We start from the raw sequence: 21,419 nt of genomic DNA on the forward strand, positions 1-21,419 counted from the left end.
TTAAACGCTGCGCCATCCTACCATGTTAAGTATGAAAATTCTCAGAGTTTCGGGTGCTTCTATGGCATTGTTGATCAAATAATTTCACGAGTAGCAACAGCCCCAAAACATTGCACGGTTTAGCGACTTGCTCCCAGAGAAGGCATACCCAAGATCAGCATTTTGTTCATTGCCTTTACGCCAACCAAGGCTTCGCCAACTTGGGCATTGTAATAGACTCAGTGTCGGGCTTATCAGTTGCTTGTATCGGTACATCGCGGTTTCTGCCAGTGACCTTTTCCCGAACTCATGTTGCTGCTTCCACTCCGATAGGCAACCTGCATTCAGTGCATTAACGACTTCATTGCGGATATGCCCTTCGGACCAGTACCCTGCATCGAACTCGGGGGATCACTGCCTTTATGCCTCTGTTTTTGAGTAGCGTATGACAAGCTTTGGTGTCATACGCGCCATCGGCAGACACTTGCTTGATATGACGGCGCGACTTCAATCGCTTGGTCAGTAAACAGAAAGCCGCGTCCCCGGCCACCATGATGCTGATGGCATAGCCAACCTTTGATGGCCGCTTCATCAACCCAAAAGGTTAATGAGCCGCGATTACGCAATGTATGAGTGATGCTGTGCTTAGCTTTACCCATAATGCCGCTCTGTCAGTCTGTACTGAAAGAGCGGATCACTGTCCGCTGAAATGGTTCAAAAGGATTTAGTCAACAATGCCGTCCAAAAGGATTGGATTAGATCATAAGCATTTTGTCCACTCTTTCGGTACACGCTCAGAGTAGCATAAGCGCTGGCTCGGTAATCATCCCATTCTTAATGGGCGTTAGAAGTAGAAGGTTGCGTTATTAAAGCCTGTTTGTATTTCGGTGGTATGCCACCAATTGCCTTGTTTGGTCGTTCATTGTTGTAAAACCAGCGCCATTCTGTCGCATGTTCTTGTACCTCGGGCAATACTGCTGAATGAATATTGATTTAGCCACTTGTAGCAAACTGTACGGTTATACCGCTCCACATACGCATTCTGCTGTGGGTTTCCAGGCTGAATAAACTTCAATTCAACATCGTGTTTTGCTGCCCACTCTGCCAGTAAAGCGCTGATGTATTCTGGGCCATTGTCACTACGAATTTGTCTGGGCTTGCAGCGCCATTCAATAACTTGATTGAGCGTGTGGACAACACGCTCAGCTGACAGCGAAAAGTCGACCTCAATCGCCAATCCTTCTCGGTTAAAAACATCAATGATATTAAGCAGTCTGAAGCTGCGGTCATCTTCGAGCTGGCATGCATAAAGTCCGTAGACCAGCACTGATTTATCGATTCCGGCACTACTAATAATGCATCAGGCGTATCACGTTTTAAGCGCTTCTTCGGCTTTATCCGCAGATTAAGTTCCAACTCACGGTAAAATCCTAAGCACCCGCTTATGGTTCCAACCAAAGCGTTTCACATTGTGTAAAAAGTAGAAGCACATTCCAAAACCCCAGTTGCGATGAGTCACAGTTAACCGCAGCAGCCAGTCGGCGATTTGCGCATTGTCATCACTGAGTTTAGCCTGATAGCGGTAACAGGTTTCACTCAGCCCAAATAGACGACATGCGAACTTGATGGTAATGGAATGGTGTTGCACCGCCTTTTTTCGATCGCCTCTTTGAGAATTTCGGCTTTGAGCCGTTCCTCGGCATATTATTATCCCCTTGGGGACATCTTTTTGAGCCGGGCATTTTCCGTTTCTAGCTCTTTAAGCCGAGCCATCATAGGAGCACCGGCTTCGGCTTGTTTTAAGATCGCCAGGATTTGGCTATCGCTAAATTTTGATGTTTTCATGCAGAATCTCCTGCGCTTATGTTACGAGAAAATTCTACTTTTGACGCCGGTTAATTTACGGGATGATTACCGCTCGTTTTGTTTAAACAGGCTAGCAAGGTTATAATCCGGCGTCCGCCTATAGCAGGAGAAATTGCTTGTCTTACAGTTACATTCCACTTGCTGAATACCGCCGCCAGTGGATTTTCAATCACCACGAAATGCCTGTTTCAGAAAAGGAAAAGACGGATATTTTGCCATTAACCAGCAAAAGTGCCATGGCCTTGTGGAATCGCTGGATCAGCAGCAAAAGCAGCTGTGCAGAAGACTTTGCCAAAGGCGATTGGGCGCTACGCAGTTCCACCTGGCATCATACAGACACATGGCAATCTCAATGGGAGAGTGATGATCCGGCACTGCCACTCCCCATCACCGAGTTTATGACTTGGGATGACACCACTCGAGTCTATTTTTGCATAGAGAAATATGAAATTCTTGAGACCAACTGGGCTCTCTTCAAACGTTACTGGAAGTGTTTTTTATTCTGCGACGATGGTCCACTGTTAATCAGTACCCAACATCGGCAAGCTATTTGGTTTGCGCAGGACGGAAGCTATCGTCTGGGTCTTCGTGGTTAATTGTTACAGGAAATTCTATGAAATTTATATCGTTGAGCTGCTTGCTACTGTTGTTATCCCTCTCCGTTTCAGCCAGAGAAGTGTCTGGTGTAGATGTGCCCGAAACCCTGTCACTAACGCAGTCACCTTTACAGCTCAACGGTGCGGGCGTTCGCAGTAAGTTTTTTATGGATCTATATGTGGGAAGTTTGTATCTACCTACGCCAGCCAGTACCACAGCTGAGGTTCTTAACGAAGCAACCGCGGTTGTCAGCCTGAAGATCCTCTCTGGTCTTATCACCTCAGAGAAAATGCGCAATGCTATTAAAGAGGGATTTGACGATGCCACCGATGGTCAAACGCAACCAATAGCGGCAGACATCCAGCATTTTACGGAACTGTTTGCAGACGAAATCAAGGTTGGCGATGAATTTTTGCTCGTGGCCGATAAACAACACGGCGTGACGGCTTACAAGAATGGAGTTGCCAAAGATACTATTACTGGCGAAGCATTCCGCGAGGCCCTGCTGAACATCTGGCTCGGAGATGAACCCGCGCAGAAAAGCCTGAAACGAGAAATGCTTGGCCAATAAACCCGCTGAGCCCTGTGACTTCAACTAAAAACGATAGCGCAGTTGCAGGGCGCCGCTGACATAATCATCCAAAGCCACAGTGCCATGTTCACCATCTTTCAAATCCGGCGACACGCTGTACCCCAGATAAAAGTTCAGCGCAGTGTCTGATGTGATATGCCACCCCACGCGGCTGAACAGTCGCCATTCAGACAGTTCTACCACCTGCTGCTCATGCGCCAAAATTCGTTCAGTATGCTTGCTACTGCCAATGCCCCATTGCAGTGCCGGAGTGAGGTCGTAAGCCAGTTCGATACCCGCGCCCCCGAAAAATCCGGCATTAATGGATTACCTAAACGCCATTTATCGGAAATCTGCCAGTTAAACAGCACTAACGGTAAAAACCTGACCTTACCGATATCGTTGAAATAAGCACCTCCGACCCCCAATAATTACCGCTGGCATAGTGCCGCATGGCGCCGGCCATAATGCCGTAGCTTTTACTATCCGCCAATGAAGCATCATTAGCATAAGCAAATTGCAGCGTAGGCGCGGCCATCAATGACCAGCCATTGCCGAGCTGATGGCTTAACATCAGATTACCATGGTAACGTCTAGCTGATTCAAAAGGGGCTTGCTGAGCATACTGCGCTGGCACTTTCCAGTCCCAATCCAGCCAGTCGATGCCAAGATTAGCACTTAAACGCCAGGTTGGTGCCAATGTCCAGTTGCTACGCGCGCCTAATTGCCATGATTGCCGACCTAACTGCCCGCCATTATCAATGTCGGCATCAGCACTCATACTCTTGGTCAAACTCACACTGTAAGTAGTTGCAGCCTGGGGTTCCGCAATTGCGGTCGTAGTTGTCACCAAGGACACCAGCGTCACTATCAGCTTTCCGACTCGTTCCATCATATACCTCATGTTGCGCTATCCAAGATAATCGCGGCTGTAGTACATTTATGCTTATTCCGCTACCGGCTATTTCGTAGCATACTAACAGTCATCCACCTAAAAACCATAATGTTATTCACAACCGTTTGTTATTTAATAAATATTTAATTTTACACTGAAAGATTTTTAGTGATTGCCTGTAAAATCATCAATTATCAATAATTAAGCTTTAATTGATCCAAGAAAACAAAGTTGTGGCCGATAAAGGCTATAATGACGGTGTTTATCCGTTCCTGAGCAACCTCCTGCTGCAATTCAATATGTTCCAAATAGAACAATTGGGGGATTTAAAGCAGGTGTAATACCGACTAATAACTAGAGATAGACAGATGAATTATCGCAACTGGCCTATAGCCAAACAGATTGGGACACTGGCATTTGTACTGACAGTACTCGTTTTTGGTGTTGTTGGCACAATTTCCTATCAGACAGCATCTACCGCATTGAAAGATAAAGCCCTTTCAGCGATGACTAAAGAGATGCACAGCGTTAATGATTTACTAGAGCTGCAATACCAGTCACTACTGGTGATAGCACACCGTAATGCTGATGTCTTTCGTGCCATGTATCCCGGTCATTTTTCCAAACCTGCCGGACAAACCACTGAAGTTTTAGGCAAAACCACCCCAACGCTGATGCACGATTCGGAGTTAGTCAACTCCTCCATCAGTAAAGTCGACCGTTTTGCCAAACTTTCCGGTGGTACGGCTACCGTATTTGTTAAAGATGGCGATGATTTTTTACGTATCTCCACCTCATTGAAGAAAAGTGATGGTAGCCGGGCACTTGGAACTTATCTGGGCAAGAATCACCCCGGTTACAGCAAACTGATCAGTGGTAAAGATTATGAAGGTTATGCCAGGCTGTTTGGCAAAGATTACATGACCGTTTACAAGCCGATTAAGGACATGCAGGGCGCTGTTGTGGGTATTCTTTACATTGGCTTTGATATCAGCGAGTCGATGACTGAAATTCAAGATGCCGTCAAAAAGTTAACCATTGAAGAAAGTGGCAGTTATATCCTGCTCAAACAATCAGACCTGTCGGTCATTGCTGACCGGACGCTGACGACTGGTGAGGTTCCCACAACCGCCCAACTCAACGGCTTGCCACTGCAATCAATCGTTAATAACCGTACCTTGGTGCAGTACCAGAGTAACGATGGCAACAATATGGTCGCGATGAGCGATGATATTCCCGGCTGGCAGTGGTTACTGGTGGGTAAAGTCAAAACCAAAGAGCTGAATGAAGAAAGCAGAACCTTGTTACTGATCAACGTCGCCGTGTCATTCGTCGGCATTATTGCGATCACCGCCTTACTGTCGATGGTGCTACTCAACACCATCAAACCGCTGCGCCGTCTACAGCAACATATGGAACACTTGGGCCAAGGTGACCTCAGCATTGATCTGCCGATGACAGATGATCATAGTCAGAATGAAGTCAGTCGCATCACGGCCAGCGCCCGGCAGATGACACTCAATCTGCGCAAACTGATCACCGAGCTGCTCAACTCAGTTCAAACGTTGGATTACCAAGCTGAGCAAGCACAGAAGACCGCCAAACTGAACGGCGAAGAATCAAAAGCCTTGATGAGCCAGACCGATCAGATAGCGACCGCCATAGAAGAGATGTCGACATCTATTCGCGATGTGGCTAATCATGCCGGAGAAAGTGCAGAACAAAGCGCAGAAGTAGACAACGCTTCTCGAGAAGGCCACCAACAGTTGATCCAGGTAGTGGAAAGCCTGAATATGCTGGCACAGCAACTGAGCCAGAGTCAGCAGGCGGTTGAAGGCGTAGCCAAAGAAAGCGAAGCCATCAATACCATTACCGATGTGATTAATGGCATTGCCGAACAAACCAATCTGTTGGCACTGAATGCCGCCATTGAGGCCGCGAGAGCGGGTGAGCAAGGGCGCGGTTTTGCCGTAGTTGCAGATGAGGTACGTACGCTTGCTAGCCGTACCCAAGCTTCCATCTCAGAGATCAGCCAAACTATCGTCCAACTGCAAGCCAAAGTGAAAGATACCGCCACCCGCATGACGCAGAGCCACCAGTTGGGCAGCACATCCGCTGAACAAGGTGAAGCCGCTAACCAGCAACTCAGCGCCATTACTGAGCGTATTGCGTCGCTGGCAATATCGGTAAGCAGTATTGCCAGCGCCACAGAGCAACAAAGCGCAGTAGCTGACGAAGTCACCCGCAATCTGCATGAAATTACCGAACTGGCGAAAGAAGGTGATTCCCGAGCCCATGACACAGTGACATCCGCTAAAGAGCTAGCTGATGTGGCTGCCGCCTTGAAACAGCAGATTGGTGTATTCAGAGTTTAATACCGACAAAGAAGGCGCTGAAAAGCGCCTTCTTAATGTGAGATAGACGAACTACTGCTGTAAGTTTTCCAGTGGTACAGCTTTCATAATAACTTCAGTGGTGTTCTTACCGTTATTGATCACCGGATAACGGTCATAGGTCTGAAAGATCACCCTTCCCTGATACATGATCATCGCTACCACCCCATAGTTGGTTTTACTGTCTACTGAGTCGGCTGGCAAAATGAATTTGAATGGCACCGGCACCCGCGCAATATTAAACGACTTCTGCGCCACAATTGCGCCGGGGGTATCCAGATCGATAATGGCAATAGTAATACTGCAACCATCTGGCAGCATGATCCGCTCATGGTAAGAAGCCGCCCCATTAACCACCACCGGTGCAGGTGGTGCAACAGTCACACATCCCCCAGCCATAACATTCCGGTAGCTATCAGCAGCGTTTTTAATACCTGCATGCTTATTATTCCTTCTTAATATTGGTCATTCTTATCAGTCCTTCCTGTGATGCCGAAGCAATCAACTGTCCCTGCTGATTAAAGAATTGCCCACGGACGTAACCGCGACTCCCATAGGCATTGGGGCTATCCACTGCATACAGCAACCATTCACCGATGTTTACTGGTCGATGAAACCACATCGCATGATCAATAGTTGCCATTCTAATCCCCGGCGTTAGAAACGATACGCCATGAGGCTGTACGGCGGTTACCAGAAAATTAAAATCCGAGGCATAAGCCAGCAGATAATCGTGCATACAATGTTCAGCAGGCAAACGACCATTCGCCCGCATCCACACATAACGAGTAGGCTCGGTTGCCGCAGGTGCAACAGGGTTTAAGGGGTTCACCATCCGCATTTCTATGGGGGCATCGGCCAGAAATTTCTCTAGGATCTTTGGTGGCACTCTATCGCGCATAGTCATCGCGAGTTCTTGCTGGTTCATCAGGCCGTCGGGGCCGGGAACATCGGGCATCGGCGCCTGATGTTCAAACCCGTCTTCGGGTTCCTGAAACGAACAAGTCATATAAAATATCGGGCGACCTTTCTGGATGGCTTTCACCCGTCTGGCACTGAAACTACCGCCATCACGCATATTTTCCACATCATAGATAATTGGCAGGGTTTCATCTCCGGCGCGGAGAAAATAGGAGTGTAGTGAGTGCGCCTGACGCTCTGGCGGTACCGTCTGTCTGGCAGCGCTCAACGCCTGTCCCATCACCTGACCACCGAAAACATGTCCAAATCCCAAATCCTGACTCTGACCGCGAAATAATCCCATTTCTATCGGTTCAAGTGTCAGCAGCGAAAGCAGTTCATCCAATACCTGGCTCATATCATCCCATTGACTGTGAATAGGTAACGATAAAGAGTACCGCAGGCGCAGGGTTAAATGCCAGTTTTCGCGGATTATTCCAGTAATACGCCGTGCTCACGGCACGCATTGCGAGCCCATTTGACTATCTGTTCTTCACCACTTTTCTGGAAACTGAAAGGATGTGCTTTGCTAAGTTTCGGCCAGATTTTTCCCACCAGTTCGGGGTACAGTCATCAGCACTAAAATAAGCCGGATTGGTTTCCGCCAGCCGCAATCGGCTGATACTTCCAGCCGCCGCCAACACATGTTGGCCAGTGGGGGCGGATGCGCCTAACAGGTACATGGCCGCAGCCACAGGCGCTTCTATCGAGAACATCGCGCCCACATCATCTGCCATATGGTGCCCGGTCATGCCGTTCAGCACTTGGGTACAAAGGCTGTTAACGCAGATATTGTAGCTCTGCCCTTCTAGGCTCAAACTGTTTACCAAGCCTATCAGCGCCATTTTGGCACTGGCATATGCCGCCTCAAACTGATCGCCAAACAGACCACTCGCCCCGGTTAACATCAAAATCCGACCAAACGCCTGCTGTCGCATCAGCGGCCAGAATGCCTGACAGAACAAAAAGCTGCCGGTAAGATCAACATCTATCTGGCGGCGCCAATCACTCAGAGAAATTTTTTCAAACGGACAAGAACGGTGAACGCCGGCACAGAGCAGCAGAAAGTCCACTTGAGAGCATGTAAGTATCTGCTGACAAACATCCGTCACCTGCGCAGCATTAGCCACATCGCAATAGAAATACTTTACGTCGGCACCTAACGCGGCTATCGCTGCCGCAGTTTCCCGACAATCCTGATTGTCGACCAGTACAACGCTTGCTCCTCGTTGCGCCAGAGCAATGGCAAATGCCCGCCCCAATCCTGAAGCTGCGCCCGTAACCACTGCAGTCCTGTGCTGGAAACGCATAATGTCCATCTCCTCAGCATATTGATGCCTGGATAGATTTACGACCGATTCACACTTCTTTCGCTTCAATCCACAATCCATTATGGCTATATTTTTCTTGGAAGGTTGCCCAACAAATGTGCGCTAATTCAAACTCTTTTACATGCATTTATCCGATTGTGCTAACTTTCGCTTGGCTTCTTGGTATCCTATACCTCGTAGAAAGTCTGTTGATGTGAATCGTGAATATGAATCCTTGGTTTCTGGCAATACGCCCCGGACACTGCCTGCCGCTGCAGGCCTTATTGATTGGCAATATGCTGGCACTGCCTCTGGAAAAATTCAGTTGGACGGTGGCGATTATCTCCATGACATGTGCCTTGTTGTTGCAAATTGCAGTGAATCTGGCAAACGACTATTTTGATTTCAAAAATGGGATCGATACCGCAGAACGGGTCGGCCCGACGCGAGTGACCCAAAGTGGCATGCTGGCGCCCTATAAAGTGCGCAATGCCATGACGCTATGTCTGATATTGTCATTGGCGGTCGGTGGTTATCTCATCTGGCACGGTGGTTGGCCAATCGCATTTTTAGCCGCAGCCTCTATGTTGGCAGCATTAGGCTATAGCGGTGGTCCGTACCCGCTGGCTTCCCACGGTTTAGGTGAACTGGCGGCATTTGTCTTTTTCGGGCTAGTTGCCGTTGTGGGCAGCTACTACCTGCAAGCAGGCGACACCACAATGGCATCATGGTTGCTGGGCTGTGCGGTTGGTTTGCTCAATGCCGCAATTATGCTGGTTAACAACACTCGCGACATTATGACCGACACCAAAGCCGGCAAGAAAACGCTCGCCGTGCGCATTGGCGAAGCCCAAGCACGGGTACTGTATCAGGCGTTGTTGTATCTGCCATTTGGTCTGATTATCGCAGGTTTTCTGTTGGGACAATTACCGGGATTTCCGGTGCTATTGGCGGGCCTGTCACTGATTATGGCGCGGAAGTTATCTTCTGATTTCTATCAGGGTTCCGGCGAAGCGCTTAACCCGCTATTAGGGAAAACTGCCAAACTGACCATGATGTTCAGTGCACTATTCAGTGTAGGTTTAATGTTCTGACCTATGTTCTAACAGCTAAACGGCATTGATAAAAAAGCTTCCCAATGGAAGCTTTTTTATCATCTGATACCAGATAGTTATCAGCCGATTTTAACTAATGTACGTTCAGCCTGGCTCCAGTTCAGGTGATACTTTTCCCCGCGGGTTTATCTGTACGCTCAAAAGTGTGAGAACCAAAGAAATCACGTTGTCCCTGCAGCAGATTGGCCGGCAAAGTAGCACAACGGAAGCTGTCATAATAAGCCAGTGCTGAGCTGATACAAGGCACAGGAACGCCGTTCAAAGCCGCGGTAGCCACTACTTGTCGCCATTGAGGCTGTAACTGTGACAGTACGCTGGCAAAACTCTGCGCTTGCAGCAGATTATCCAGTTGTGGTGCCGCCTGATAAGCATCCGTAATCGTCTGCAAGAAATCGGCACGAATAATACAGCCAGCACGCCAGATACTAGCGATGGCCGCAAAATCCAACTGCCAGCCCTGCTCTTTGGCATTCATTGCCATCAGTTGAAAACCTTGGGCATAGGCACTGACTTTAGCGCAGTAAAGGGCCGCTTCTAGCGCCTCAATAAGCGCTTGGCGCTGTGCCGCATCAATATTGGTCTGTGGCCCTTGCAGTTGTTGACTGAGTTGTAACCGCAGCGCTTTTTGAGTGCTCATCGCCCTGGCATATACCGCCTCGGCAATGGTCGGTGCAGGACACCCTATCTGCAAACTGCTGACCGCCGTCCATAGGCCAGTGCCTTTCTGTCCGGCTTTATCGAGGATCATCTCCACCAACGGCTTACTTGTTAGCGGATCCTGCTGTTTCAGCACTTCGGCGCTGATACCGATAAGATAGCTATTGAGTTTGCCCTGATTCCACTGTTCAAAAACACTGGCAATTTCAGCAGCATTCATCCCCAGACCTTGATGCAGGATCTGATATGCTTCGCAAATCAACTGCATATCGGCATACTCAATACCGTTATGCACCATTTTGACATAATGGCCGGAACCCGAAGGACCAATATAAGTGGTGCACGGTTCACCGTCTTTAATTGCCTGACCTGGCTGCGTCCGTTCTATTGGCTGCCCAGTAGCCTTGTCAACTTTAGCGGCAATTGCACGCCAGATTGGGGCAATATGTTCCCAGGCGGTTTTATCGCCACTCGGCATTAAGGAAGGCCCAAAGCGGGCGCCAACTTCACCACCAGAAACAGCTGAACTGAAAAATATAAACTTGCCTTTATAGCTTTGTTCACGGGCGATGGTGTCAGTCCACAAACTGTTACCGGTATCGATGACAATATCATCACTGTCGATGCCAGCCGCAATCAATGCCTGACAAACACCATCGACAGGTTTACCGGCTGGCACCGATAACAGCAGCACGCGAGGTTTGCTCAGAGATTGCAACAGCGCTGACATGGAATCGAAGCCCTTGAGCACTAAACCGCGCGCAGGCACTTCTGCCAACGCTTGCTGTTCAGCCGCAGAGACCTTGGCAGCATCTAGGTCAAAAGCGGCCACGCGGTAACCATTATCCACAATGTTGAGGGCCAGATTCTTACCCATCACCCCTAGGCCGATAACCCCAATGTCAGCAGATTGGAATTTCATAATTTTTCACCAGTTGTCGTCGCCATAACCACAGAGCAATCACGACTAAGTCGTATAAAAGCGCACATTATACTGAGCTTCTGTGGTTTTTTTCCAACAAAGTCTGTCGATAACTGTGGAGGATTTAGTCGATTGATCGGAAATGATGAAATTAGCCAACAAAATAGCCCACCAGCGTGGGCTGTAACTTGATGATTACTCAAGGGTTCAAACGTGCTGTTGCAGCAACGCGTCGGCATATCCCATGCGTGTTAGCGCGTCACGCACCAAATCCAATGTTAATGGATCCTCGATAGTGGCGGGCGGCGTATAAGACTGATTATCAGCAATTTTACGCATAGTGCCGCGCAGGATTTTACCTGAACGAGTCTTAGGTAATTTTTGCACTGCACTTACCAGCTTGAACGCCGCAACTGGGCCAATCTCCTGTCGCACTTTGGCTACCAGCTCATCATGCAGCTGTTTTTCACTGATATCGATACCGTTTTTCAAAACCACCAACCCCAACGGCACTTGCCCTTTGAGTTTGTCATCAACCCCAATTACCGCCGCTTCCGCAACCGCAGGATGTTGACACAAGACTTCTTCAAAGCGCCCGGTTGATAAGCGATGTCCGGCAACATTAATGATGTCGTCAATACGACTCATAATGTACAGATAACCGTCTTCATCCATATAACCCGCATCGCCAGTCAGGTAATAACCTGGGTACATGCTGAGGTAGCTTTCCTGATAGCGTTTATCGTTTTGCCACAAAGTCACTAAAGTGCCTGGCGGCAATGGCAATTTAATTACCACGTTACCAGACTGGCCCGCTGGCACTTGTGAGCCAAACTCATCCACAACTTCCACCTGGTATCCAGGCACGGCGCGCGCGGGTGAACCGGGTTTTACCGGAATAGCCTGTACGCCCATCAGATTGGCAGCCACGGCCCATCCGGTTTCAGTCTGCCACCAATGATCGATCACCGGTTTCCCCAGTTTCTCGCCAGCCCAAAGCAAGGTATCGGGGTCACAACGTTCTCCCGCGAGGAAAAGCGTTTCCAGACAGCTCAGATCGGTTCCAGCCACATAATTGCCGTTTGGATCTTCCCGCTTAATCGCACGGATTGCCGTGGGTGCGGTGAAGAAACTTTTGACACGGTATTTCTGAATAGTGCGCCAGAAAATACCCGGATCAGGTGTGCCCACAGGCTTACCCTCATACAACACGGTTGTCGCCCCCACCAGCAGTGGCGCATAAACAATGTATGAATGCCCGACGACCCAACCAACATCCGATGCCGCCCAGAACGTATCCCCAGGATTGATGTTGTAAATGTGCTTCATCGACCAAGCCAAAGCCACTGCATGACCGCCGTTGTCACGCACCACACCTTTAGGTTGGCCTGTGGTGCCAGAGGTGTACAGGATATACAAAGGATCAGTGGCGGCAACGGCGACACATGCTGCGGGTGCGGCATCTTTGATGGCCTGCTGCCAGTCGTAATCCCGCCCTTCCTGTAATGCAGCTGCATACTGACTGCGCCCAAGGATCAAACAGCGTTCAACTTTGTGATGAGACTGCTCCAGCGCTTTATCCAGTAATGGCTTGTAAGGCACCACCCCGGAAGGTTCGACCCCACAAGAAGCACTCAGCACCAACTTAGGTTTGGCATCGTTGATACGCGTTGCCAGTTCATTCGCGGCAAAACCACCAAAAACTACCGAATGGATAGCGCCAATACGCGCACAGGCCAGCATGGCATATACGGTTTCAGGCACCATTGGCATGTAGATCACCACCCTGTCGCCCTTGCTCACCCCAACAGATGCCATATAACCAGCCAAGCGGCTTACTTGCGCCTGTAGTTCAGCATATGTCACAGCATATTCGGTATCAGTGACTGGACTGAAATAACGAATGGCAAACTGCTCGCCCCTACCCGCCAGCACATGGCGGTCTACGGCGTTATAGCAAGTATTTAACTGACCATTACTGAACCAGCGATAAAATGGCGCTTGGCTGTCATCCAACACTTGTTCCCATGGTTGATACCAGTCAATAGCTTTGGCGCACTCGCCCCAGAACGTCACCTTATCGTCTATGGATTTCTGGTACAGAGCTAAACCCGGATCTGTCATCTAACTGTCCTCCCCAAGGACCGCCTCTCGGCTAACACACCCCTTCCTTCCGCTTTCATTAATAGACGTTTTTATAATCAACCCCTATTAGACGTTAGCCTAAACTCGGCTTTTTTAAGACTTTTTGCTAAGTCATCGACTGGACTGACCAGGTTAAAAACGCTGGAGAAAAAATCAGGATCATGCACTAAAATAGCAACAGTAACTTTACCTTTACGTAAACTTTATATATCTTGCGTTTACTGCTGCTAACTGAGTGTTATTTAATGAGTATCCGACCAACGCCCCAAACCACTTATTCCATTAGTGAGCTGTCACGGGAATTTGATATTACCACCCGTAGTATTCGTTTTTACGAAGACCAGGGGCTGTTAAAACCCAAACGCCGTGGGCAAACCCGTATCTATAGTTTGAAAGATCGGGTGCGGCTGAAACTCATCCTGCGCGGTAAACGCCTTGGCTTTTCGCTTGGGGAAACCCGACGCCTATTTGAATTGTATGACGCCGACAAAAGCAGCCTGTCACAACTCAGTACCATGTTGCAGTTGATAGAAGATAAAAAAATGTCACTGCAACAGCAGATGGACGACATCAAAATCGTATTGATGGAATTGATGGCTGCAGAAACCCAATGTCGTCAGGCGCTAGCGGAAATCTCTACCGAAAAAACCGGTTAATCACGCCGCTGTCATCATCTGCACGTCGTCACAGATGTCAGCGCCGACACAGGAGCCAACCATGATACCCAGCTATTCAGGACTTGACTTCGGACTCGGGGAAGATATCGACATGTTGCGGCAAGCCGTTGCGACATTCGCCACCGAGCAGATTGCCCCACTCGCGACACAAATCGACCAAGAGAATCAATTCCCCACGGCATTATGGCCACAATTAGGCCAGATGGGGCTGTTGGGAATTACCGTTAGTGAAGAGTTTGGCGGTAGCGGTATGGGCTATCTGGCCCATGTGGTCGCCATGGAAGAGATTTCCCGCACCTCAGCCTCGGTGGGGTTGTCGTATGGCGCCCACGCAAATCTCTGTGTTAACCAAATTTTCCGTAACGGCACTGCCGCACAAAAAGATCGTTATCTGCCAAAGCTGGTCAGTGGTGAACACATAGGTGCGCTGGCCATGAGTGAACCCAATGCGGGCTCCGATGTGGTGTCCATGAAACTGCACGCTCGTAAACAAGGCGACCATTATCTGCTGAATGGCAACAAGATGTGGATCACCAACGGCCCCGATGCAGATGTATTTGTAGTTTATGCCAAAACTGAACCACAACTGGGAGCCAAAGGTATTACCGCGTTTATTGTTGAACGTGGCTTTCCAGGATTCGCCACCGCACAAAAATTAGACAAACTAGGCATGCGAGGCTCCAGTACCTGCGAGTTAGTATTCACTGATTGTGAAGTGCCAGCAGCAAACATTCTCGGTCAACTGAATCACGGCACCAAGGTGCTGATGAGTGGCCTTGACTATGAACGCGTAGTCTTGGCTGGCGGCCCATTAGGCATCATGAGCGCCTGTCTTGATCTGGTACTGCCCTACACCGCAGAACGCCAGCAGTTTGGCAAAGCCATTGGCGAATTCCAATTGGTGCAGGCCAAACTGGCCGACATGTACACCGAAATGCATGCGGCCAAAGCCTATGTTTATGCCGTTGCCAGCGCCTGCGATCAAGGCAAAGCGAGTCGCAAAGATGCCGCTGGCGCCATTCTTTACAGCGCCGAAAGAGCCACCCGTGCGGCACTGGATGCCATTCAGTTGCTGGGTGGCAATGGCTATATCAATGACTATCCGGCCGGACGTTTATTGCGTGATGCCAAGCTGTATGAAATCGGCGCAGGCACCTCGGAAATTCGCCGCATGCTCATTGGCCGTGAACTGTTCAGTGAAAGTCACTGAATCGCCCTCTCATCAATAGCGGAGCCAAACGCCATGACCCGCATCATCAGCCAGATCAATCCCAGTGCTGACACTTTTATCAGCCGTCAGCAAGCGATGCAAAGCTTAGTGGATGATCTCAAACAGAAACTGGCAGAAATTGCTGAAGGTGGCGGCGCGCGCGCCATGCAGCGGCATTGCAGCAAAGGTAAGCTGGCCCCCAGGCAACGACTAACACAGTTGCTGGATACCGATGCGCCATTTCTTGAAATTGGCCAGTTTGCGGCCTTTGAGGTTTATGAGGAGACCGTTGCGGCGGCGGGGGTTATTGCCGGTATCGGCCGTGTCAGTGGCCGCGAATGCATGCTTGTTATCAACGATGCCACCGTTAAAGGCGGCACTTATTATCCGCTGACGGTCAAGAAACACCTGCGTGCGCAAGCCATCGCGGAACGGTGTCATCTGCCCTGTATTTACCTAGTGGACTCCGGTGGTGCTAATCTTCCGTTGCAGGATGAAGTGTTTCCAGATCGGGAACATTTTGGCCGTATTTTTTATAACCAGGCGCGCATGTCAGCCAAGGGCATCCCACAAATTGCCGTGGTAATGGGTCTTTGTACCGCTGGCGGGGCTTATGTTCCGGCCATGGCGGATGAATCCATTATTGTCGCCAATCAGGGCACTATCTTCTTGGCTGGGCCACCGCTAGTAAAGGCCGCCACCGGCGAAGAGGTATCCGCCGAAGCATTGGGGGCGGCGAGGTGCATACCCGTTTATCCGGCGTGGCCGATCATCTGGCACAAAATGACGCACATGCGCTGCAATTAGCACGGCAAGCCGTGTCACGGCTCAATCCTCCTACATCAAGCATCACACCACAAGCGGCCGTGATACCGCCGCGCTACGATAGTCAGGAGCTGTACGGCATTGTCGGTACCGATCTGAAAAAGCCCTACGATGTCCGAGAAGTGATTGCCAGATTAGTCGATGACTCAGATTTTGACGAATTCAAAACCAATTACGGCCCCACCTTAGTGTGCGGTTTTGCCCGTTTGCATGGCTATGCCATTGGTATTGTTGCTAATAACGGCATTCTGTTTTCGGAGTCAGCGCAAAAAGGGGCACATTTCATCGAACTATGTTGCCAACGGCAGATCCCGTTGCTGTTTTTACAGAACATCACTGGCTTTATGGTTGGGAAAAAATATGAGCAGGAAGGTATCGCCAAACACGGCGCCAAAATGGTGATGGCCGTTGCCTGCGCCAATGTGCCCAAATTTACCGTCATCATTGGTGGCAGTTATGGTGCGGGCAATTATGGCATGTGTGGCCGCGCTTATGAGCCCACCATGATGTGGATCTGGCCCAATGCCCGTATTTCGGTGATGGGTGGCGAACAGGCGGCCAACGTGTTGGCCACGGTCAAACGCGACAGTCTAGAACGCCAGGGGCAAACATGGTCAGCAGCGGATGAAGCCGCCTTTAAAGCCCCGATCGTCGATAAATATGAGCGAGAAGGTAATCCCTATCATGCCAGTGCCCGTTTATGGGATGACGGTATTATCGACCCAGCGCAAACCCGCGATGTGGTCGGTCTAGCATTAGCGGCTGCCGCCAATGCTGCTATTGAGCCCAGCCACTTTGGCGTCTTTCGCATGTAGGAGGCCAGCATGCAGCACACTCTACTCAAGCGGGATGCAGAAGGCGTATGTCAACTCATCCTCAATCGCCCGGATGCCGCTAATGCCTTTGATGAACGGCTGATAGCTGAACTCATCACCGTCTTAAATCAGCTTGCTGACGATTCAAGTTGCCGATTACTGCTACTGCGCGGCCAAGGCAAACATTTCAGCGCTGGTGCTGATCTGCACTGGATGCAGCGTCAGGCAAAAATGAACGCGCAGGCCAATATCGCTGATGCCAGCGAACTGGCAACGCTGATGCGAACACTGGACAGGTTTCCAAAACCAACGGTGGCCTTAGTGCAAGGTGCAGCCTTTGGTGGCGCACTGGGACTGATTTGCTGTTGTGATGTCGCGATTGCCACCAGCAACGCCCGCTTTTGTCTGAGCGAAGTCCGGCTCGGGCTTCTTCCAGCCGTGATCTCGCCCTATGTTCATCGCAGTATCGGGATGCGGCAATTGCGGCGGTATGCCCTGACAGCCGAGCTCATCGATGCCAGCACCGCGTTGCAATTAGGGCTTGTGCATCAAGTAGATGATGATCTGGATAATGCCGCACAGCGCATAGTCACCGCCTTACTACAAGGTGGCCCTGCCGCGCAGCAACAATGTAAAGGGCTGCTAGCACAGCTTGAAACAGCACAGAGCGATGAAGCACTCACTCACCTGACAGTGCACACCATTGCTAACGTCCGCGCCAGTGAAGAAGCAGCTGAAGGCATTAGTGCCTTTTTTGCTAAACGTCCGCCGAAGTGGTTGCCGGGCAATACCGCGGTAACGCAGGAGTCTGAGCATGACTGACGCCAGTATTCGCAAGTTATTGATTGCCAATCGCGGTGAAATTGCCTGCCGCATTATACGAACCTGCCAACGATTGGGGATCCGTACCCTGGCCATCCATTCTGCGGTTGACCGTCAGGCATTACATGTCAGCCTTGCCGACGAAGCAATAGCACTGAGCGGTGATTCTCCCCTTGCGCCTTATCTGAATATTGATGCGATTATCGATGCGGCAAAGCGCTACGGTGCCGATGCCATCCATCCTGGATACGGCTTTCTCTCAGAAAATGCCGCATTCGCCAGCGCCTGTAGCGCGCATGGGCTGATTTTTGTGGGGCCGCCCGCCAGCGCCATTGACGCCATGGGCAGTAAAAGTGCCGCCAAAGCGATTATGGCTGCTGCTGGCGTCCCCCTAGTGCCGGGTTATCACGGTGCGGAACAAGCGAGTGGTTTTCTGCAACAGCAGGCGTTAACCATTGGCTTTCCACTGTTGATCAAAGCCACTTATGGTGGAGGCGGTAAGGGAATGCGGGTGGTGACGAATGCGTCAGAATTTACCACAGCGCTGGCCGCAGCTAAGCGGGAAGCCAAGGCCGCCTTTGCCGATGACACCGTATTGCTAGAGCGCTATCTGACACAACCGCGGCACATCGAAGTACAAATATTTGCCGATCAGCAAGGCCACTGCATTTACTTAGGCGATCGTGATTGTTCGCTGCAACGTCGGCACCAGAAAGTCATTGAAGAAGCGCCGGCCCCGGGTCTTAGCGATGAACTCAGGCAACAGATGGGGCAAGCGGCAATCGCAGCGGCTAAAGCCATCGGCTACTGCGGTGCCGGCACCATTGAGTTTCTGCTGGATAGCGACCAGCAGTTTTACTTCATGGAGATGAATACCCGTTTGCAGGTGGAACATCCGGTGACCGAACTGATCACCGGTCAGGATCTGGTGGCCTGGCAGCTAAGCGTGGCCGCTGGTCAGCCGCTGCCATTAACACAGCAGCAAGTCACACTTAACGGCCATGCCGTTGAAGCCCGAATTTATGCTGAAGATCCCAGCCATAACTTTCTCCCCGCTTCCGGCCCGCTGTCTTATTTACAGGAGCCAACTGCGGCGCCCCATTTACGGTTAGATACCGGGGTACGCCAAGGCGATGTGATCACCCCTTTTTACGATCCGTTGATCGCTAAATTGATCATCTGGCACTCCGACCGTAGCGAGGCGCTGCGACAATTGACGCTGGCATTACAGCAGTATCAGATAGCCGGAGTGTGGCATAATATTGCGTTTCTGGCCGCACTAACATCACATCCGGCCTTTATCCGCGAAGATTTCAGCACCCATTTTATTGCGCAGCACCTTGATGAATTGTTGTCACAAGCGGCCACACCCGCGCCAACCACTGAGGTACTTGCAGCCGCTGCCATGGTGAGTCTGCTGGCATCTAACACCCAAGGTCACACTTATAACTCCCCTTGGCAGCAGTTGTCAGGATTTCGACTGAACGCGGCGCCAGAGTGGCATTTACAGTTGCGTTATGGTGCGATGGCAACTGCCTCAAGTTTCCTCTTACTGCTACAGCAGCAAACTATTGGTGAGTATTCACTGACCATCAACGCCGCAGAAGCCGAGGGAAATGCCAACACTAAAGTAATCGTCAGTGGCGAATTAACCGCAGCACAACAGCTCAAATTGACGCTCAACGGCCATAGCCAACATTGGTATTTCTACCAGCAACAGACAACACTGTGGCTATTGCGTCACGGTCATGTCTGGCAGTTTGATAGCGGCCCTCAGAGTTACCAGCTTGCCGATAATCATGGCGATACGTCGTTACTGGCACCGATGAATGGCACGATCGTGACCTTGCTGGTGCAGCCGGGCGATTTTGTCCGTAAAGGCTGCGGCTTATTGGTACTGGAGGCGATGAAAATGGAATACCAGATCAACGCGCCTACTGATGGCATTGTCGATAATTTTTTATGTCGTGCTGGTGAGTTAGTGCAAGACGGAACGCTGTTAGTCCAGTTCAGTGCTAAGGAGTCTGACTAATGTATCCTGCTTCCATCCGTATCTATGAAGTTGGCCCGCGTGACGGCCTGCAAAATGAACGGCCGGTGGCTATCCGCGATAAGGTGCAACTGCTTAATGCCTTGGCCAACGCAGGGCTATGTCATATCGAAGCGGGTAGTTTTGTCTCAGCGAAATGGGTACCGCAAATGGCGGACTCTGCCGCAGTATTCGGGCAGATAACTCGCCGTGCTGGAGTTAGCTACTCGGCGCTGACACCCAATCTTGCCGGATTTGAGGCCGCACTCGCTGCCGGAGTAGATGAAGTGGCCATTTTTACCGCCGCCTCAGAGCGCTTTTGCCAGCGTAATATCAATTGCAGTATCAGTGAATCGCTTGCGCGCTTTGTGCCAATAGTGGACAAGGCCAAACACTATGGCATCCCAGTACGTGGCTACGTTTCCTGCGTGCTCGGTTGTCCCTATGAGGGCGAGGTTGCGCCGCAGCAGGTGGCTGCCGTGGCAGAGGAATTACAGCAACTGGGTGTGTATGAAATCTCCCTCGGTGACACCATTGGCGTTGGCACGCCCCAAAAAGCCAGAAACATGTTAGACACCGTTGCCAACAAAGTGCCGATAGCCCAATTAGCGCTGCATTTTCACGACACTTATGGTCAGGCACTAGCGAATATTCTGGCCTGTCTCGATAGCGGAATTAGCACACTCGATGCCTCAGTTGCGGGCCTTGGCGGTTGCCCTTATGCCCAAGGGGCTTCCGGCAATCTAGCGACCGAAGATCTGGTGTATATGCTGCACGGTTTAGGCATTCATACAGGCGTGGACTTACCCAAGTTGGCTCGTGCTGGTGCGCAGATCAGTCGGGTACTCAAACGTCATAATGGCAGCAAGGTCGGCCAGGTGTTAACCGCCGAACTGGCCCCACCAGCACAGGAGTACAGCTAATGGCAGGTTTGCATAAAGTTGTTCACAGCTATTCCGAGGCGTTGTCAGGCCTAGAAAACCATATGACAGTAATGGTTGGTGGCTTTGGTTTATGTGGCATCCCAGAAGGTCTGATCAACGAAATGGTTAGGCGAAAAGTGACCGGATTAACCGCCATCTCCAATAATGCCGGCGTTGATGACTTTGGCTTGGGACTGCTACTGCGAGGGCACCAGATAAGCACCATGATCGCCTCTTATGTCGGTGAAAATGCCCTATTTGAGCAGCAGATGTTAACGGGTGAGCTTGAGGTGATTCTTACGCCGCAAGGTTCACTGGCAGAAAAATCCGCGCAGGTGGTGCTGGCATTCCGGCCTTTTTTACGGCGACAGGTTATGGCACGCCGGTGGCAGATGGTAAAGAAACCCGCGAAATCAACGGTCGTCATTATGTGCTTGAACCAGCTCTCACGGCAGATTTTGCATTAATACGCGCTTGGAAAGCTGACACCATGGGCAATCTCATCTACCGCCATACCGCAGCCAACTTTAATCCGGTGATGGCCACTGCGGGCAAAATCACCGTGGCAGAAGTCGAAGAGATTGTTGAAGCTGGCGAGTTAGACCCAGATCATATCCACACGCCAGGGATTTATGTCGATCGTGTCATTCAAGGCCGTTTCGAAAAACGCATCGAAAAGCGTACCGTCAAGCGCACTAAGGCCTAAGG

Annotated in this window: 15 protein-coding genes and 5 pseudogenes; 11 read left to right on the forward strand and 9 right to left on the reverse strand. The window is 50.5% G+C overall.

Translation table 11 applies throughout. The annotated features are described in order from the left end of the window. Positions 1–119: 119 nt before the first annotated feature. Both KHX94_RS03425 and KHX94_RS03430 read right to left on the reverse strand, forming a co-directional pair. Positions 120–638 (reverse strand): annotated as a pseudogene (locus KHX94_RS03425) (transposase). Positions 639–813: 175 nt separating this feature from the next. Beyond that, positions 814–1,824, reverse strand: a pseudogene (locus KHX94_RS03430) (IS3 family transposase). 137 nt (positions 1,825–1,961) lie between these two features. Between KHX94_RS03430 and KHX94_RS03435 the strand changes: the two are divergent. Both KHX94_RS03435 and KHX94_RS03440 read left to right on the forward strand, forming a co-directional pair. Further along, on the forward strand, positions 1,962–2,441 hold the full coding sequence (locus tag KHX94_RS03435) for a DUF2947 domain-containing protein (RefSeq protein WP_213682375.1): 480 nt from the start codon (positions 1,962–1,964) through the stop codon (positions 2,439–2,441). 17 nt (positions 2,442–2,458) lie between these two features. Further along, on the forward strand, positions 2,459–3,013 hold the full coding sequence (locus KHX94_RS03440; RefSeq protein WP_213682376.1) for a chalcone isomerase family protein: 555 nt from the start codon (positions 2,459–2,461) through the stop codon (positions 3,011–3,013). A gap of 24 nt (positions 3,014–3,037) precedes the next feature. Here KHX94_RS03440 and KHX94_RS03445 read toward each other — a convergent pair whose 3' ends face one another. Together KHX94_RS03445 and KHX94_RS03450 are read right to left on the reverse strand one after the other, a co-directional pair. Further along, positions 3,038–3,217, reverse strand: coding sequence for a hypothetical protein (locus tag KHX94_RS03445; protein ID WP_213682377.1), 180 nt, complete (start codon positions 3,215–3,217; stop codon positions 3,038–3,040). A 166-nt stretch (positions 3,218–3,383) separates the two neighbouring features. Continuing rightward, complete coding sequence (locus tag KHX94_RS03450; RefSeq protein WP_213682378.1) at positions 3,384–3,908, reverse strand: hypothetical protein; 525 nt, start codon at positions 3,906–3,908, stop codon at positions 3,384–3,386. A gap of 368 nt (positions 3,909–4,276) precedes the next feature. Between KHX94_RS03450 and KHX94_RS03455 the strand changes: the two genes are divergently transcribed. Further along, positions 4,277–6,283 (forward strand): methyl-accepting chemotaxis protein, encoded by a 2,007-nt coding sequence (locus tag KHX94_RS03455; protein WP_213682379.1) that lies wholly within the window; start codon positions 4,277–4,279, stop codon positions 6,281–6,283. Between the two features lie 51 nt (positions 6,284–6,334). Here KHX94_RS03455 and KHX94_RS03460 read toward each other — a convergent pair whose 3' ends face one another. The 3 genes from KHX94_RS03460 to KHX94_RS03470 all read right to left on the reverse strand — a co-directional run bounded on the left by KHX94_RS03460 (position 6,335) and on the right by KHX94_RS03470 (position 8,547). Continuing rightward, the gene (locus KHX94_RS03460; protein ID WP_213682380.1) at positions 6,335–6,700 is read right to left on the reverse strand and encodes a YbaY family lipoprotein; all 366 of its coding nucleotides are present in this window, start codon (positions 6,698–6,700) and stop codon (positions 6,335–6,337) included. 46 nt (positions 6,701–6,746) lie between these two features. Next, entirely contained in the window at positions 6,747–7,619 is an 873-nt protein-coding gene (tesB, locus tag KHX94_RS03465; RefSeq protein ID WP_213682381.1) for an acyl-CoA thioesterase II, read from the reverse strand. A 124-nt stretch (positions 7,620–7,743) separates the two neighbouring features. Continuing rightward, on the reverse strand, positions 7,744–8,547 hold the full coding sequence (locus tag KHX94_RS03470; RefSeq protein WP_213682382.1) for an SDR family oxidoreductase: 804 nt from the start codon (positions 8,545–8,547) through the stop codon (positions 7,744–7,746). Positions 8,548–8,798: 251 nt separating this feature from the next. Between KHX94_RS03470 and KHX94_RS03475 the strand changes: the two genes are divergently transcribed. Beyond that, a complete protein-coding gene (locus KHX94_RS03475; protein WP_213683312.1) occupies positions 8,799–9,665 on the forward strand; it encodes a 1,4-dihydroxy-2-naphthoate polyprenyltransferase in 867 nt (288 codons plus the stop codon). Positions 9,666–9,745: 80 nt separating this feature from the next. Here the strand turns inward: KHX94_RS03475 and gndA are convergent. Both gndA and KHX94_RS03485 read right to left on the reverse strand, forming a co-directional pair. Then, positions 9,746–11,265, reverse strand: a pseudogene (gndA, locus tag KHX94_RS03480) (NADP-dependent phosphogluconate dehydrogenase). Positions 11,266–11,472: 207 nt separating this feature from the next. After that, positions 11,473–13,389 carry a propionyl-CoA synthetase gene (locus KHX94_RS03485; protein ID WP_213682383.1) on the reverse strand — a complete coding sequence of 639 codons (1,917 nt, stop codon included), beginning with the start codon at positions 13,387–13,389 and terminating at the stop codon, positions 11,473–11,475. A 266-nt stretch (positions 13,390–13,655) separates the two neighbouring features. Between KHX94_RS03485 and KHX94_RS03490 the strand changes: the two genes are divergently transcribed. From KHX94_RS03490 to KHX94_RS03520, 7 genes and pseudogenes are all read left to right on the forward strand, one after another. After that, the gene (locus KHX94_RS03490; RefSeq protein WP_213682384.1) at positions 13,656–14,066 is read left to right on the forward strand and encodes a MerR family transcriptional regulator; all 411 of its coding nucleotides are present in this window, start codon (positions 13,656–13,658) and stop codon (positions 14,064–14,066) included. Between the two features lie 61 nt (positions 14,067–14,127). Then, positions 14,128–15,297 (forward strand): isovaleryl-CoA dehydrogenase, encoded by a 1,170-nt coding sequence (locus KHX94_RS03495; protein WP_213682385.1) that lies wholly within the window; start codon positions 14,128–14,130, stop codon positions 15,295–15,297. Positions 15,298–15,330: 33 nt separating this feature from the next. Continuing rightward, positions 15,331–16,937, forward strand: a pseudogene (locus KHX94_RS03500) (carboxyl transferase domain-containing protein). 9 nt (positions 16,938–16,946) lie between these two features. Beyond that, positions 16,947–17,759, forward strand: a complete 813-nt coding sequence (locus KHX94_RS03505) for an enoyl-CoA hydratase-related protein (protein WP_213682386.1) — start codon at positions 16,947–16,949, stop codon at positions 17,757–17,759. Next, entirely contained in the window at positions 17,752–19,791 is a 2,040-nt protein-coding gene (locus KHX94_RS03510; RefSeq protein WP_213682387.1) for an acetyl/propionyl/methylcrotonyl-CoA carboxylase subunit alpha, read from the forward strand. Before KHX94_RS03505 ends, KHX94_RS03510 begins: the two co-directional genes overlap by 8 nt. Beyond that, the gene (locus tag KHX94_RS03515; RefSeq protein ID WP_213682388.1) at positions 19,791–20,711 is read left to right on the forward strand and encodes a hydroxymethylglutaryl-CoA lyase; all 921 of its coding nucleotides are present in this window, start codon (positions 19,791–19,793) and stop codon (positions 20,709–20,711) included. Before KHX94_RS03510 ends, KHX94_RS03515 begins: the two co-directional genes overlap by 1 nt. Next, a pseudogene (locus tag KHX94_RS03520) lies at positions 20,711–21,417 on the forward strand (CoA transferase subunit A). The gene KHX94_RS03515 and the pseudogene KHX94_RS03520 overlap by 1 nt, the downstream one beginning before the upstream one ends. Positions 21,418–21,419 lie beyond the last annotated feature (2 nt).

The organism is Shewanella dokdonensis (assembly GCF_018394335.1).
GTDB lineage: Bacteria > Pseudomonadota > Gammaproteobacteria > Enterobacterales > Shewanellaceae > Shewanella > Shewanella dokdonensis.